The organism is Pseudomonas sp. LF-5, assembly GCF_037626295.1.
In the GTDB taxonomy this organism is placed as follows: domain Bacteria; phylum Pseudomonadota; class Gammaproteobacteria; order Pseudomonadales; family Pseudomonadaceae; genus Aquipseudomonas; species Aquipseudomonas monsensis.
Window position 1 is genome coordinate 101592 of record NZ_JARKMT010000001.1, and the last position, 13758, is coordinate 115349.

Below are 13758 nucleotides of genomic sequence, written 5' to 3' on the forward strand. Positions count from 1 at the left end.
ACACGGCGCGCGTAGGACTGGGCTTTTCGGACTTGGTTCAAGGGGCGGCAAAGGCTTTTTTTTCGAGGCGACGAAGCGTGGGTCAAGCAGATATTCAAGTGGCCTTGGATGGCCCTGTCGCGAGCAGGCTCACTCCTGCAGTTGAAATGCATTCCTCTGTAGCAGTGAGCCTGCTCGCGATGGAGCCATTGAAAGCCACACGACCCTCAGCGATTCAACACATCCCCCATCCACTGCAGATATTCCCGCCGCTCGGAGATCGAGTTATGCCCCGAATCCGGCACCACCTTCAGCACCGCCACACCTTTGGGAAAGCTGTCCAGCAAGCGCTCGGTACTGGCCCGCGCAATCACCTCGTCATCACTTGCCGCGAGCAGCAACGTCGGCACACGGATATGCGCGGCGTACCTGCCCGACTCGAAGCGATCCCTGAGCAACCATTTCACCGGTAGCCACGGATAATGCTGTTCGGCGATTTCTTCGAGACTGTTATACGGCGTCACCAGAATCAGTTGCTGCACCGGGCGCTGACTGGCCAGGCGTACGGCAACGCCGGAACCGAGGCTGCGTCCGACCACGGCTATCTGTGGATGACTGGCGTACACCTGATCGAACAGTGCCAGGGCGTCCTTGGCAATCGCCTCCTCGGACGGCGAGCCGCCGCTGCCGCCGAAGCCCCGGTAGTGCAGGAAATACAGCGCGTCATCCGGAAAGGCTTCGGCGAACCCCGGTAGATTGCGCGACACGTCCTCGGCATTGCCGCCGAAATAGATCACTGCTCGCGGTCCGGCACGTGCGCGCGTGGTCACCCAAACGTCGGCATCCGGCATCGACAGTTTCAGGCGAGCGTCCGCTGCTTCGACCGCAGCGGGCCGCGGGAAGTAGATCAACGAGCGCTGAAACACGAACAGCGCGGCGCACAGCGCCAGGTACAGGGCAACGATCAAGGCGACGAGTGACATCAGGCGTCGGGACATTCGGCTACTTTTAACGGGTGTGAGGGTTCGCTGTCGCAGTGTAGTCCAGCATGGCGAGCGGACAGCCTGCGCACACAACGTGCAACAGATCCAGGCAACAGGGGAACCAGCATGAGCCACACTGAGGGTTACTCCCGTCGCCGTTTGCTCACACTGGCTGCCGGGGTTCCGGCGGTCTTCACCCTTGAGCGGGCGCTGGCCATTGCCACCACGCCCGCGATTTCCGGAGGCCAGACCATGCAGACCCGCGTCATCCCCTCAAGCTCCGAGTCGCTGCCCATGGTGGGCCTGGGCACTTATCGCGGTTTTGACGTTGCGCCGGGCGATCCGGTCTACCGGCAACTGCCGGCCGTGCTCGATGAGTTGTTCGGCAAGGGCGGCACTGTCATCGACAGCTCGCCGATGTATGGCCGTGCCGAACAGACCACCGGTGAACTGCTGTCGATCCACGAACCGCGCTCGCCAGCGTTTCTGGCCACCAAGGTGTGGACCCGCGGGCGCGCCGAGGGCATCGCGCAGATGGAGCAGTCGTTCAGCCTGTTGCGCACCGAACGCATCGACCTGATGCAGATCCACAACCTGCTCGACTGGCAAACCCACCTGCCGACCCTGCGGGAGTGGAAAGAGCAGGGGCGCATCCGCTACATCGGCATCACCCATTACACGCCTTCGGCTTATGACGAAGTCGAAGCGGTACTCAAGGCCGAGCCCGTCGACTTCCTGCAAATCAACTACGCCCTCGACGATCGTGGTGTGGAAAAGCGCCTCTTGCCGCTGTGCCGCGAGCGCGGTGTGGCCGTGATCTGCAACCGGCCGTTTGGCGGCGGTGGCGTGCTCGCCAGGCTCAAGGACAAGCCGCTGCCGGGCTGGGTCTCGGACGTGCAGGTCAACAGCTGGCCGCAACTGGCGCTGAAGTTTCTGCTGGCGCATCCAGCGGTGACCTGTGTGATTCCGGGCACCAGCAATCCGCGCTACATGGCCGATAACGCCCGGGCCGGGTTCGGGCCGATGTTGACGGATGCGCAGCGGCACCAGTTGATTGCGTTGCTTGGTTAGGGCCGCTCAACCGCGAAACCGCAACGCCTCCAGTAACAAGGCAAACGCCGGTGCCGCCTGGCGTCGGCTCGGGTAGTACAGGTGATAGCCGGCGAACGTCGGGCACCAGTCCTCCAGAACTTGCTGCAGACGGCCCTCGGCCAGATACGGCGCGACGATGTTCTGCGGGATGTAACTCAGGCCAAAGCCATCCAGCGCCGCATTGAGCAGCGGGTAGACGCCGTTCAGGGTGATCTGCCCCGAGACACGCACTTTCAGGCGTTCGCCATCCTTCTCGAACTCCCAGGTATAGAGCCCGCCGTTGGTCGGCAGGCGCAGGTTGTTGCAGGCATGCCCGGTCAGATCCCGTGGGGTGTGCGGTGCCGGATGACGGGCGAAGTACTCCGGCGCACCGACCACCGCCATGCGCATGTCCGGGCCGATGCGGGTGGCGATCATGCCTTGGGCGACGTCCTCGCCCAGGCGCACGCCCGCATCGAAGCCTTGTCCCGCGATATCGACGAAGCCGTAATCGCAGCAGACCTCGACGGCGATGTCCGGATACTTGGGCAGAAAGGTCTGCAGCACCGGGCGCAGCAGCCAGTCCAGCGAATGGTCGGTGGCACTGATGCGGATTCTGCCGGCCGGGGTTTCACGCAGGTGACTCAGGGCGGCGAGTTCGCGCTCGATCTCTTCGAAACGCGGGCCGATGCTTTGCAGCAGGTGTTCGCCGGCCTCGGTGGGCGAAACGCTGCGGGTGGTACGGGTCAGCAGGCGCAGGCCCAGACGGGTTTCGAGGGCGCGGATGGTGTGGCTGAGTGCCGATTGCGAAACGCCCAGTTTGGCGGCTGCCTTGGTGAAGCTGCGCGCGCGCGCGACGGCGAGGAAGGCGAGCAGGTCAGTGGCGTTTTCCCGAAGCATTGATGAGTGTCCTGCATAAGTTTTTTCGAATTCTAGTCGATTATCTGAAGAGTACGGCCCGCTAAAGTGACCTGCAGGCGCTGCCGAAGGCTGCACCTACCGATTTTTTTTGCATTCTGGAGGGCATGTCATGAACCCGATTACTGCTTCAGCGTTGACGTTGTCTCTGTTGGCTGCGGATGTGCAGGCCAATGAAAGTTCACGCGTGACGGTCACGCCCAATGGCTCACAACCTTCGGCCCGCGGCCCGGCGGATTGGTTCACCGGAATCGTGCGGGTCGATGCGCCGTTCAAGGGCTCGGATGCCGCGCGGGTCAGCGGCGCCACGGTGACGTTCGAGCCGGGAGCGCGAACGGCATGGCACACCCACCCGTTGGGGCAGACGTTGATCGTGACGGCCGGTGCCGGTTTCGTGCAGGAATGGGGCCAGCCAATACGCGAGATTCGCCCGGGTGACACGGTGTGGATTGCGCCAGATGTGAAGCATTGGCATGGCGCAGCACCGACGACGGCGATGACGCACATTGCGATTGCCGAGGTGCTGGACGGCGAGGTGGTGGAGTGGATGGAGCAAGTAGGGGAGGCGCAATATCCGCGGAGTGAGTGACGCGCCAGTTCCCCATGCCCGCGCGCTATAAGGCCCTCACCGCAATCCTCTCCCGGAGGGAGAGGGTCAGGGTGAGGGGCGTTCAAATCATCTCGGGCAAGGACGAGAGAATCTTGTCCAGGGTGATCGGATAATCGCGCACCCGTGCTCCGGTGGCGTTGTAGATCGCATTGGCTACCGCCGCGCTCACCCCGCAAATCCCCAGCTCGCCTACACCCTTGGCCTTCATTGGCGACGAAAGCGGATCGGTCTCGTCAAGGAAGATCACCTCCTGATGCGGAATGTCGGCGTGCACCGGCACTTCATATCCGGCCAGATCATGGTTGACGAAGAAACCGAGCTTCTTGTCCACCGCCAGCTCCTCCATCAACGCCGCACCGACGCCCATGGTCATCGCCCCGATCACCTGGCTGCGCGCTGCTTTCGGGTTGAGGATGCGCCCGGCGGCACACACCGCGAGCATGCGTCGCACACGCACTTCACCGGTGGCGGCATCCACCGCCACTTCGACGAAATGCGCACCGAAGGTCGACTGCTGATACTGCTTGTCCAGGTCGCCGAATTCGATACTGTCCTCAGCCACCACCACACCATCGCGCGCGGCATCGCGCAATGGCACGCGCTTGCTGCCGACGCTCACCTGGCCGTCGACGAACGCTGCCTGATCCGCTGCCATGCCCAACTTGCCAGCGACAGCTTCACGCAACTTCATGCACGCGGCATACACCCCGGCCGTCGAGCAGTTGCCGCCAAATTGTCCGCCGGAACCGGACGACACCGGAAAATCCGAATCGCCCAGACGCACCACGACATCCTCTAATGCCACCCCCATCATCTCGGCCGCCGTCTGCGCGATGATCGTATAGCTGCCGGTGCCGATGTCGGTCATGTCGGTTTCCACCGTGACCTTGCCATCACGTTCCAGCCGCACCCGTGCGCCGGACTTGAGCAGCAGGTTGTTGCGGAACGCTGCGGCGACGCCCATGCCGATCAGCCAACGGCCTTCGCGGCGGCTGCCAGGGGTGGCAGCGCGTTGATTCCAGCCGAATGTTTCGGCGCCGGTCTGCAGGCATTCGATCAGGCGTCGCTGGGAGAACGGACGCTCGGTTTTCACCGGATCGACCTGGGTGTCGTTGAGGATGCGGAACTGGACCGGATCGAGCTTGAGCTGCTCGGCCATCTCGTCCATGGCGATCTCCAGTGCCATCAGGCCTGGAGCTTCACCCGGCGCACGCATGGAATTGCCCTCGGGCAGGTCCAGCGGCGCCCGACGCATGGTCACCCGGCGGTTTTCGGCGGCATAGAGCAACTGACTCGGCTGCGCCGCGACTTCGACCTTGCCGTCCTTGAGGTTGCCCGACCAGCCTTCGTGGGCAATGGCGCTGAGCTTGCCGTCGGCCGTGGCACCCAGGCGAATGCGCTGGATGGTGGCCGGGCGGTGGGTGGTGTTGTTGGCCATTTGCGGGCGGGCGAGGGCGACTTTTACCGGTCTGCCGGCCATGCGCGCGCCGAGGGCGGCGAGGATCGCGTCGGCGCGGATGAATAATTTGCCGCCGAAGCCGCCGCCAATGTAGGGCGAAATCAGGCGGACTTTCTCCTTGGGCAAACCGAGGGTGGTGGCAACGTCGTCGACACTCCAGGCGATCATCTGGTTCGACGTCCACAGGGTCAGTTGATCGCCTTTCCACGCCGCGAGTGTGGCGTGCGGCTCCATCATCGCGTGGGATTGATCGGGGGTGGTGTAGGTCTGGTCGAACTGCACAGGGGCGGCGGCAAAGGCCGTGTCGAAGTCGCCATGGGTGACGTCGGGCAATTCGTCTTTGTCTTCGACACCCTGGTCGCGCACGTTGGCCAGATCGAACTGGCCTTTGTCCGCGACGTAATCGACCTTGACCCGTTGCGCGGCGGCGCGAGCCTGCTCGAAGGTTTCGGCGACCACCAGTGCCACAGCCTGGTGATAGTGCTGCACCTCGGGACCGGCGAGCAGCGGCGCCGCGTTGTATTTGCCTTTGCCGAGCTTGCCGGCGTTGGCGGCGGTGACAATGGCCAGCACGCCGGGCGCGGCTTTGGCGGCGTCCAGATCAATGTGGGTGATCCGACCCTTGGCAATGGCCGAACCGACCATGAAACCGTAAGCCTGATTGGCCACGGCCTCGTGTTGCTCGTAGGCATACGGCGCCTGGCCGCTGGTTTTCAGCGGGCCTTCGATGCGGTCGGTGGGTTTGCCGACGACCTTCAACTGGTCGATCGGGTTGGTGGTGGCGGGCGTGTCGAATTTCATGCGTCTTCCCTCGCTTGCGCCAACACCGAGCCGAGCGTGCGCTCGACCAGAGTCAGTTTGAATTGGTTGTCGTGGGTCGGCGTGGCGCCGTCGAGCAGGCGCTCACTGACCGCTTTTGCACCGTTGGGCAGCAGCGCTTCGGCCGCTTCGACCCGCCACGGTTTCGGCGCGACGCCGCCGACCGCCACACGACCGCTGCCATCCTTGTGCAGAATCAGCCCGACCGACACCAAGGCAAAGGCGTACGACGAGCGATCGCGCACCTTGTGATAAAGGTGCGTACCACCGACCGGGGCGGGCAGCGTCACCGAAGTGATGAACTCGCCGGGGCTGAGGCTGGTTTCGACGTTCGGTGTGTTACCCGGGAGCTGATGGAAATCGGCGATGGCGATGCTGCGGATGGTGCCGTCCGGCTTCACCGTTTCCACCTGCGCGTCGAGTGCGCGCATGGCAATCGCCATGTCGCTGGGGTGGGTGGCGATGCAGGCGTCGCTGACACCGATCAATCCCAGTTGCCGACTGACCCCGCCAATCGCCGCGCAACCGCTGCCGGGCTGACGCTTGTTGCAGGCCTGATTGACGTCATAGAAGTACGGGCAACGTGTGCGTTGCAGCAGGTTGCCGGCGGTGCTGGCCATGTTGCGCAATTGGCCGGAGGCACCGGCGAGCAAGGCGCGGGAGAGCAGGGCGTAGTCGTTGCGCACGCGGTGGTCGGCGGCCAGGTCGGTGTTGCGCACCAGGGCACCGATGCGCAGTCCGCCGTCGGGCGTGGCTTCGATTTGATCCAGGCCCAAGTGGTTGACGTCGATCAGATGCAACGGGGTTTCGATGTCGAGTTTCATCAGGTCGAGCAGGTTGGTGCCGCCGGCGATGAACTTCGCGCCTTCGACCTGTGCCGCCAGCGCTGCGGCTGCGGCAGGGGAATCGGCGCGGCTGTAATTGAACGGTCTCATGCGGGCACCTGCGCGACTTCAGTGATGGCTTCGATGATGTTGGAGTAGGCGCCGCAACGGCAGATATTGCCGCTCATGCGCTCCTGGAATTCACTGGCGATCAGTTGCGGCGCTTCGGTCAGGCTGGGGCTGACGTGGCTGGGAATGCCCTCGCGAATCTCCTTGAGCACCGCCACCGCCGAGCAGATCTGCCCTGGCGTGCAGTAACCGCACTGGTAGCCGTCGTGCTTGATGAACGCGGCTTGCATCGGGTGCAGGCTGTCGGGCATGCCAAGGCCTTCGATGGTGGTGATCTCGCTGTTTTCGTGCATCACTGCCAGGGTCAGGCAGGCATTGATGCGGCGGCCATCGGCGATAACGGTACAGGCGCCGCACTGGCCGTGGTCGCAGCCTTTTTTGCTGCCGGTCAGGTGCAGGTGTTCGCGCAGCGCATCGAGCAGCGTGGTGCGGTTGTCGACCTCAAGGGCTTGAGGTTTACCGTTGACGTTGAGGGTTATTTTGGCCATGGCCGGTTGCTCCAGACTGGCCGCGTAGGCCTTGAGGCTAATGAAAGGCGGCATTGCAAACGCGGTGGCGGTCACCGCGCCGAGGATCAGGAATCTTCGTCGGGAAATCGTCATGCTTCGATTCCTCTCTGGCTTAATCAGGACGGCAGGGATTGAAGGCCCAGTCGGGCGCGCCGGCATGCTTGCCGGTCTCGTTCTTGAAATGACCTGCACGGAGGGGAAAAGGTTTTTGCGGATTTTCGCTATAGAGTTATGCGCAGAGCTCATGAGTCTGCTGCGCGACTCAGCGCGCACTGGGGAGGGGGCTTGCTCCCGACAGCGTCGGATCAGTCAGCCTGTTGGCTGAATCACACAGCGCCTTCGCGAGCAGACCCTCACAAACGCCATCAACACCGGACTGATGCCGAGCTGTTCCGATGTGACCCGCTGCAGCCCGCCAAACAGCACGTTGGAGGCCGTGTCCGAACCGGTCAACGCCACCCCGAGCCAACCAAGCAAGGTGCCGGACATCGGATAGAAAAGCCCCGTCGCCGCGAATGCCAGGCCCATGGTCGCGTCCATCGCTGGCCAGTGAATCATCGGCGCTTTTCCCGGTCGTATCTGCGGCTGCGCGCACCGCGTCCTGAAGGCGAGGGCAGCGTTGGCCGATTCCGTCGTCAAGACCTTGGTTTTAGGGAAGTGTTGAATGAAGCGCGTGACAACGATGCTGCTGACTGTGACTGCCGCCGTTTTGCTTGGCGGATGTGTGGCGGATTTTGATGAGGGTCACCGCCATGGCCGGCACTACGAGCGCGATCATGAGCGTTATTACGATCATGACCGGCGCTGGGATGACCGGGATGACGACCGCCGTGATGGCCGTCGCTACTACCGCGATCGGGATGATGACTGACTGAGTCCCGCGCTCCGCAAGAGGCTGGAATCGTGCGAAGGGAGGGGCTGGACGCAATGATGGCAATTCAGTAGCATCGGCGGTTTTTTGCCCCTTCCCCTCAAGGATGATCATGTCTGTCGCTTGTTCGTTGCGTCGCTCACCCGTTGTTGTCGGTGCCATTCTGTCGGCGCTTTTGCTGTCAGGCTGCACGCAGATGGGCACCTATCAGGATGCTGCCGATCCCGATGCCGCCAAGCTGCGCTTTGTTGCCAATACCGATAACGCGACGGTGGACTATTACGATGCCGAGCATTGCGACGGGCAGACCACCGGCATCATCAACAATCTGTTCATCGCCGACAGCCAGCGTCGGGTCGGCATGTCGGTGGCCCCGCCGGAAAAGGCCAGAGGCTATCTGGAAATCAAACTGCCGCCGGAAAAGGACATGTACCTGAAGGTCAACACTCAGGTCGGGTATGCGGTGTGCGGGTCCGGTTTCACCTTCAAGCCGCAGCGTGGCACGGAGTACGAACTGACCCTCGACCTCAAGGGGCGTCACTGCTCGACGCTGATGCAGCGTGTGCAGCGTATCGACGGCAAGGATGTACGCACACCGGTTGCGATCAAACGCGAAGGACTGGCGGCCTGCGCCGGGCGCAATGCGATCTTCCCGAAGCCGCCGGCGTTGCTGCCGGACACCCCGGAACGCACGGCCATGATCGACCGCATCGTCAATGGAAGCCTCTTTGTGGTGATGAAGTCTGGCGCAACGAAGCCGACGACGTTTACCCCGGAAAAGCTCGATTCGCTGATCAGTGAGCGCAAGGCCAAAATGAACATTGCGCTGCCGGACGATTACTGGACGCTGTACCGCCAGAATCTGGTGCAGTTCGATACCGAGAACGCCAGTAATGCCGACGAGGCGATCAAGCGCGCCAGCGACGAGTATCGCCAGCGTTTGCGCAGTGTCGATGACAAGCGCCTGAAAGATTGGTCTAGGCTCAAAGGCTCGGACGGTAAACAAGTTAACGCCGCGCCGAACGAAATGGAGACCGACATGATCATGTACTACTTCCAGTCGTCAAAAGGCGTGGTGGTTGAAACCGTCGGACGCCATCTCGAGCGCATGGCCAAGATGGATGCCCAGTACGACGTCTGCTCACGTTACGCCGACTGCTGGAAGCGTTGATCTCCGTGAGGCCGATGTGAACAAGCCCACTGCGCCGAAACGGCCAGTGGGCTTTTTTGTGCGTGCTGCGATTAAAAGTGAGCGCTCGCCTGGACGCGGGATCGCGCAGGCAGCGAGGCCTCGAGATCCAGCAAATGGGTGGCGAGAATGTCGCTCAGAAAACGGAACTGATCGTTGAAACCGACCACTTCATTGCTGAAATGATTGCTGGCGGCAGGCATCAGCAGGTCTTCGAAATCTTCGTTGAACACCAGCGCCCGGGCTTTGTGCGACACCGCGTGCTGAGCGTAATAGTTGCTGCCGAACACCGGGAAACTCACGGAGAGTGTGACGATGGTGTGAATCATGATGTGAACTCCTCGTTGTGTCTCGGATGGGTGGATCGTGCCTTTGAAGGGCGGCGGGTGGAAGGCAATCGTCGCAATGGTGAGTATTGATGGCGTTGATGGTTCGGGTTTCGGGCGGGCGATGAGATCGGTGCATCCGGCATCCGGCATCCGGCATCAGGCTCGACTGACCCACCTATACTCAAATCTGCCTCCCACTCATCTCAAGGAAAACCCCACCGTGGACCTGCGCGCGCTGGTGGTTGCCGCACTGTTTCTGCTGGCTGGCTGTGCCACATCGGCGCGGGCCCCGGTGCCAGCGCCACAGGCCATCGTGGTGTCGCCGGCCACCTGGCAGCAGATCGACCGTGAAATCGTCAGCGCCTCGCAGCAGTCCACCGAGCAAGTCAAGGTTTTCGCCCGTGGTTCGATGGAACATTGGCGTACTCGCGTCTATCAGCAAACTGAAGAAAATTTCATCCCGTGGTTCAGCAGCTACTGGACCCAGGAATGGCTGTCGATGAAGGTCAGCTGGTACACCCTCAACGCCGGTGGCGAGCAGGACGCCTCGGCCAAGCGCCTGGCGGCGTATCTGCTTGAGCAATATCAGGAAAGAGTGCTGGCGCCGGTGGCGGTCGAGATTGATCCGGACGCGATCCTCGGCCAGGCCACGGCGTTCTATGCGCAACTGATGGCGCAGCAGATGCCGCTCATCGCCCGGCGTCATGGCGTGCCGGTTGCGCAGCTCAACGGGCGGTTGCAGAAGATCCCGGCGATTGCCCTCGGTCCGCCGCCGGCGCGGGATGCTTCGCTGTATCAGGTGGTCAGCACCGAACCGTTGAACACGCTACCGGCCTATGCGGCGCTGATCGACAAGATCCACACCGACGGTGGGGCCAAAGGGATTGCCTCGACCGACGCGGGCATGGCGCCCGTGGCCAAACGCGCCAGCCAGCGCATGGAAGCGGAAATGGCCCCGCGCGGCGCCGCGAGTGCGGTGGCGGCAGCGGCGGGGAAACTGGCGGGGGCCATGATCTCCGTCGGGGTGGCGGGCATTCGCGCCATCCTGCAGGCCAATGACCGTCCCGACAGCGAGGCGCTGATTCGCAGCAGTCTGGGCAATACCTTCGACAAGGCGTGGCTGAAACTGGTGCAGAACCCGACCACCGGCGTCATGGCCGGCACGCTGCACATGGCCGGGCAGGTCGAGCGCAATCTGGGCGGCACTGATGAGCCGTCGGTCGGGTTGGGGGGCAATCGTGTCGAATGGCAGCCGCCGCAATCGACCAATCAGCAGATCGAACCCAACGTGCAAGGAGAATGACCATGGCATACATCGACATCTTTGTGGCCCCCGTACCGACCGCCAATCGCGAGCAATACAAAAAACACTGCGTGATCGCCGCTAAATTGTTCAAGGAATACGGCGCCCTGAGTGTCGTCGAATGCTGGGGCGATGACGTGCCGGACGGCAAGGTCACGTCGTTCCCGATGGCGGTGAAACTCAAGGAGGATGAAACCGTGGTGTCCGGCTGGCTGATCTGGCCGGACAAAGCCACCCGCAACGCCGGCATGGCGAAAATGATGGAGGACCCACGCATGAAACCCGACGTGAACCCGATGCCGTTTGACGGGCAGCGCATGATCTATGGCGGCTTCATCGACCTCCTCGAATCCTGAGGCCTGCACCATTGCCACTGCGGCATGCGTTTCATCTCAAATACGCAATTGGACAGGGTAGGAGCGGGCTTGCTCGCGAAAGTGCTGCGTCAGACAACAACGAGGTCGACTGACACGACGCCTTCGTGAACAAGCCCACTGCCACTGGTGTGCTGTTCACTCCGTGGCGGGGGTGATGCGGCAGCTTTTACGCTGACGAATTTCTTCGTCGGTCGGACGTTCGCGGACAAACTCGAAACGCGGTTCACCCTCGCTGTAATGCACCAGCCAACCCCATTCCAGCTCGGTTTCATCCTGCCCGGGATTCGGTGGGCGGGCCCACCACGGCTCTTTGCTGAGGACCTCGCGCATGGCGGCCTCCGGTTGATGGCAATCCTTGAACTATAGCCCGGTGGCGCGAGTCGGCTGCTCAGGCCGTGTAGAATCCTGGCCGATGACCACGAGCGAAGGGGCAGGACGATGACCGATGACATGCGCAGGGATGAACCGTTCAAGCGGCTGTTTTTTGCCCTGGACTGCCCGCCGGCGCAGCGCAAGGCTATCGCTCAGTGGCGCAGCGAGCTGGGCCTGCGAGCCGGCAAACCGGTACCGGCAGATAACTTTCACTTGACCCTGCTGTTTCTCGGCGCGGTGCCCTTGGCGCAAATCAACGAAGTCTGCGAAGCCGCCGGCAAGGTCAACACGCCGAAGGAAACCTTGAAGATTTCCCTGGATCGTTTGCAGGTCTGGCATCGCGCCGGGGTGTTGTCACTGGCACCCGAACAGGCACCGCCGGCGTTGTTACGCTTGGTTTATGCGCTGGAACAGGCGATGTTGCCATTCGGTTTTGAAGAGACACCACGCGAATTTCGGCCGCATTTGACCCTGGCCCGAGACTACCGTGCACCAGAGCCGGAATCCGCCACGCCGCCGGGGTTCTTTCTGCGCGCCGAGCGCTTTGCCTTGTTCGAGTCGCACAAGGGCCGCTACCGGATCCTGCAGGACTGGCCGCTGATCTGAACCACAAAAAAAGGCGCCCGTGGGCGCCTGAAATTCACCTGAACCGAGGAAGCCAGGTGAGGCCGTTCATTGCAGGGTGCAGCGGTGGTAAGGCGCTGCGTGAACGGGAAATCATTGAATTACTTAAGCTAAGAAAATCCTGGGCCTGGCACTGTCCGGATGTGATCTCAAAACCCTGTGGGAGCTGGCTTGCCAGCGATGGGGCCAGCACATCCTGCATCACCTTTGCCTGACCCACCGTCATCGCTGGCAAGCCAGCTCCCACCTATTCATCAGTGTTGTTGGAATGCCGACTCCGCAGGCTTACTTGCCGAGTTTCACCCGGGTCCAGCCACGGGTCATGATCCGTTGCGTGGCAATCGGTTGATCCGGTACCGCATACAGCGTCGCCATCACCGCTTGCGACGGGTACGAACCCGGATCGTTGCGGATCGCTTCGTCTACCAGTGGCGTCGCCGCCGAGTTAGCGTTGCTGTAGCCATTGCTGTTGGTGATTTCGGCGATGATCTCCGGACGCATCAGGAAATCCATGAACAGGTAGGCGTTCTCGACGTTCGCCGCATCACGCGGAATGGCGACCATGTCGTAGAAGCTGCCGGCGCCTTCCTTGGGAATGCTGTAGTCGATCACCACGTTGTTGCCCGATTCCACCGCACGGGCCTTGGCCTGCAGCACGTCACCGGAGTAACCGACCGCTACGCAGATGTTGCCGTTGGCCAGGTCCGAGATGTACTTGGAGGAATGGAAGTACGCCACAGACGGGCGGATCTTCATGAACAGCGCTTCGGCTTCGAGGATGTGCGCCTTGTCCTTGTCGTTCACCGGATAGCCCAGGTAGTGCAGGGCAGCCGGGAGCATTTCGGTCGGCGAGTCGAGGAAACTGATGCCGCAGGCTTTGAGCTTTTCAGCGTTTTCCGGCTTGAACAGCAAGTCCCAGGAGTTGGTCGGGGCATTGGCACCGAGCACTTCCTTGACCTTGGCCGGGTTGAAGCCGATGCCGATCGAGCCCCACATGTACGGGAACGCGTGGGCGTTGTCCGGATCACTGGCGGCGGCGTTTTTCAGCAGCACCGGGTTGAGATTCTTCCAGTTCGGCAGCTTCGATTTGTCCAGGGTCTGATAGACGCCGGCCTTGATCTGCTTGGCCAGAAAACTGTTGGACGGCACGACGATGTCGTAACCGGATTTGCCCGCCAGCAAACGCGCCTCAAGGGTTTCGTTGCTGTCGAAGACGTCATAGGTCACGCGGATGCCGGTCTCGTCTTCGAACTTCTTGACGGTGTCCGGCGCAATGTAATCGGACCAGTTGTAAACACGCAGCACCTTGTCGTTGGCCTGGGCGCCCATGACCATTGCGCCCATTAAGGACAGTGTCAGCAGAGTCCTGCCAAACATTTTCATCGGTGAAAC

General features: G+C 62.1%; 15 protein-coding genes and 1 pseudogene. 7 read left to right on the forward strand and 9 right to left on the reverse strand.

Going from position 1 to position 13758, the window contains the following annotated elements; all coding sequences use genetic code 11:
* Positions 1 to 206: 206 nt before the first annotated feature.
* Positions 207 to 977: an alpha/beta hydrolase gene (locus tag PseuLF5_RS00530; RefSeq protein ID WP_267804542.1), complete on the reverse strand. Its 771-nt coding sequence runs from the start codon at positions 975 to 977 to the stop codon at positions 207 to 209.
* A gap of 111 nt (positions 978 to 1088) precedes the next feature.
* Between PseuLF5_RS00530 and PseuLF5_RS00535 the strand changes: the two genes are divergently transcribed.
* The gene (locus PseuLF5_RS00535) at positions 1089 to 2033 is read left to right on the forward strand and encodes an aldo/keto reductase (protein ID WP_340132668.1); all 945 of its coding nucleotides are present in this window, start codon (positions 1089 to 1091) and stop codon (positions 2031 to 2033) included.
* Between the two features lie 6 nt (positions 2034 to 2039).
* Here the strand turns inward: PseuLF5_RS00535 and PseuLF5_RS00540 are convergent, their stop codons facing one another.
* A complete protein-coding gene (locus PseuLF5_RS00540; RefSeq protein ID WP_123462655.1) occupies positions 2040 to 2933 on the reverse strand; it encodes a LysR family transcriptional regulator in 894 nt (297 codons plus the stop codon).
* A 130-nt stretch (positions 2934 to 3063) separates the two neighbouring features.
* Between PseuLF5_RS00540 and PseuLF5_RS00545 the strand changes: the two genes are divergently transcribed.
* Positions 3064 to 3540, forward strand: a complete 477-nt coding sequence (locus PseuLF5_RS00545) for a (R)-mandelonitrile lyase (RefSeq protein ID WP_186744234.1) — start codon at positions 3064 to 3066, stop codon at positions 3538 to 3540.
* A gap of 82 nt (positions 3541 to 3622) precedes the next feature.
* Here the strand turns inward: PseuLF5_RS00545 and paoC are convergent, their stop codons facing one another.
* The 4 genes and pseudogenes from paoC to PseuLF5_RS00565 form a co-directional block, all read right to left on the reverse strand.
* Complete coding sequence (gene paoC, locus PseuLF5_RS00550; RefSeq protein ID WP_340132669.1) at positions 3623 to 5821, reverse strand: aldehyde oxidoreductase molybdenum-binding subunit PaoC; 2199 nt, start codon at positions 5819 to 5821, stop codon at positions 3623 to 3625.
* Positions 5818 to 6774: an FAD binding domain-containing protein gene (locus PseuLF5_RS00555; RefSeq protein WP_340132670.1), complete on the reverse strand. Its 957-nt coding sequence runs from the start codon at positions 6772 to 6774 to the stop codon at positions 5818 to 5820. Before PseuLF5_RS00555 ends, paoC begins: the two co-directional genes overlap by 4 nt.
* Positions 6771 to 7547 carry an aldehyde dehydrogenase iron-sulfur subunit PaoA gene (gene paoA, locus PseuLF5_RS00560; RefSeq protein ID WP_340132671.1) on the reverse strand — a complete coding sequence of 259 codons (777 nt, stop codon included), beginning with the start codon at positions 7545 to 7547 and terminating at the stop codon, positions 6771 to 6773. Before paoA ends, PseuLF5_RS00555 begins: the two co-directional genes overlap by 4 nt.
* 114 nt (positions 7548 to 7661) lie before the next feature.
* Positions 7662 to 7940 (reverse strand): annotated as a pseudogene (locus PseuLF5_RS00565) (L-lactate permease); the annotation flags it as partial.
* Between the two features lie 25 nt (positions 7941 to 7965).
* On the opposite strand from PseuLF5_RS00565, the gene PseuLF5_RS00570 reads away from it, so the two are divergent.
* Both PseuLF5_RS00570 and PseuLF5_RS00575 read left to right on the forward strand, forming a co-directional pair.
* Entirely contained in the window at positions 7966 to 8172 is a 207-nt protein-coding gene (locus PseuLF5_RS00570) for a hypothetical protein (protein WP_340132672.1), read from the forward strand.
* A gap of 112 nt (positions 8173 to 8284) precedes the next feature.
* A complete protein-coding gene (locus PseuLF5_RS00575; RefSeq protein ID WP_340132673.1) occupies positions 8285 to 9343 on the forward strand; it encodes a hypothetical protein in 1059 nt (352 codons plus the stop codon).
* Positions 9344 to 9414: 71 nt separating this feature from the next.
* Here the strand turns inward: PseuLF5_RS00575 and PseuLF5_RS00580 are convergent, their stop codons facing one another.
* Positions 9415 to 9690, reverse strand: coding sequence for a hypothetical protein (locus PseuLF5_RS00580; RefSeq protein ID WP_123462668.1), 276 nt, complete (start codon positions 9688 to 9690; stop codon positions 9415 to 9417).
* A 220-nt stretch (positions 9691 to 9910) separates the two neighbouring features.
* Between PseuLF5_RS00580 and PseuLF5_RS00585 the strand changes: the two genes are divergently transcribed.
* Positions 9911 to 10993, forward strand: coding sequence for a hypothetical protein (locus PseuLF5_RS00585; RefSeq protein ID WP_267804547.1), 1083 nt, complete (start codon positions 9911 to 9913; stop codon positions 10991 to 10993).
* A gap of 2 nt (positions 10994 to 10995) precedes the next feature.
* A complete protein-coding gene (locus PseuLF5_RS00590) occupies positions 10996 to 11349 on the forward strand; it encodes a DUF1428 domain-containing protein (RefSeq protein WP_123462673.1) in 354 nt (117 codons plus the stop codon).
* A gap of 156 nt (positions 11350 to 11505) precedes the next feature.
* On the opposite strand, the gene PseuLF5_RS00595 is transcribed toward PseuLF5_RS00590, so the two are convergent.
* The gene (locus PseuLF5_RS00595; protein ID WP_123462675.1) at positions 11506 to 11700 is read right to left on the reverse strand and encodes a hypothetical protein; all 195 of its coding nucleotides are present in this window, start codon (positions 11698 to 11700) and stop codon (positions 11506 to 11508) included.
* Between the two features lie 108 nt (positions 11701 to 11808).
* Between PseuLF5_RS00595 and thpR the strand changes: the two genes are divergently transcribed.
* Positions 11809 to 12348 (forward strand): RNA 2',3'-cyclic phosphodiesterase, encoded by a 540-nt coding sequence (gene thpR, locus PseuLF5_RS00600; RefSeq protein WP_336346405.1) that lies wholly within the window; start codon positions 11809 to 11811, stop codon positions 12346 to 12348.
* 303 nt (positions 12349 to 12651) lie between these two features.
* Here the strand turns inward: thpR and PseuLF5_RS00605 are convergent, their stop codons facing one another.
* Entirely contained in the window at positions 12652 to 13749 is a 1098-nt protein-coding gene (locus PseuLF5_RS00605; protein WP_123462679.1) for a polyamine ABC transporter substrate-binding protein, read from the reverse strand.
* Positions 13750 to 13758 lie beyond the last annotated feature (9 nt).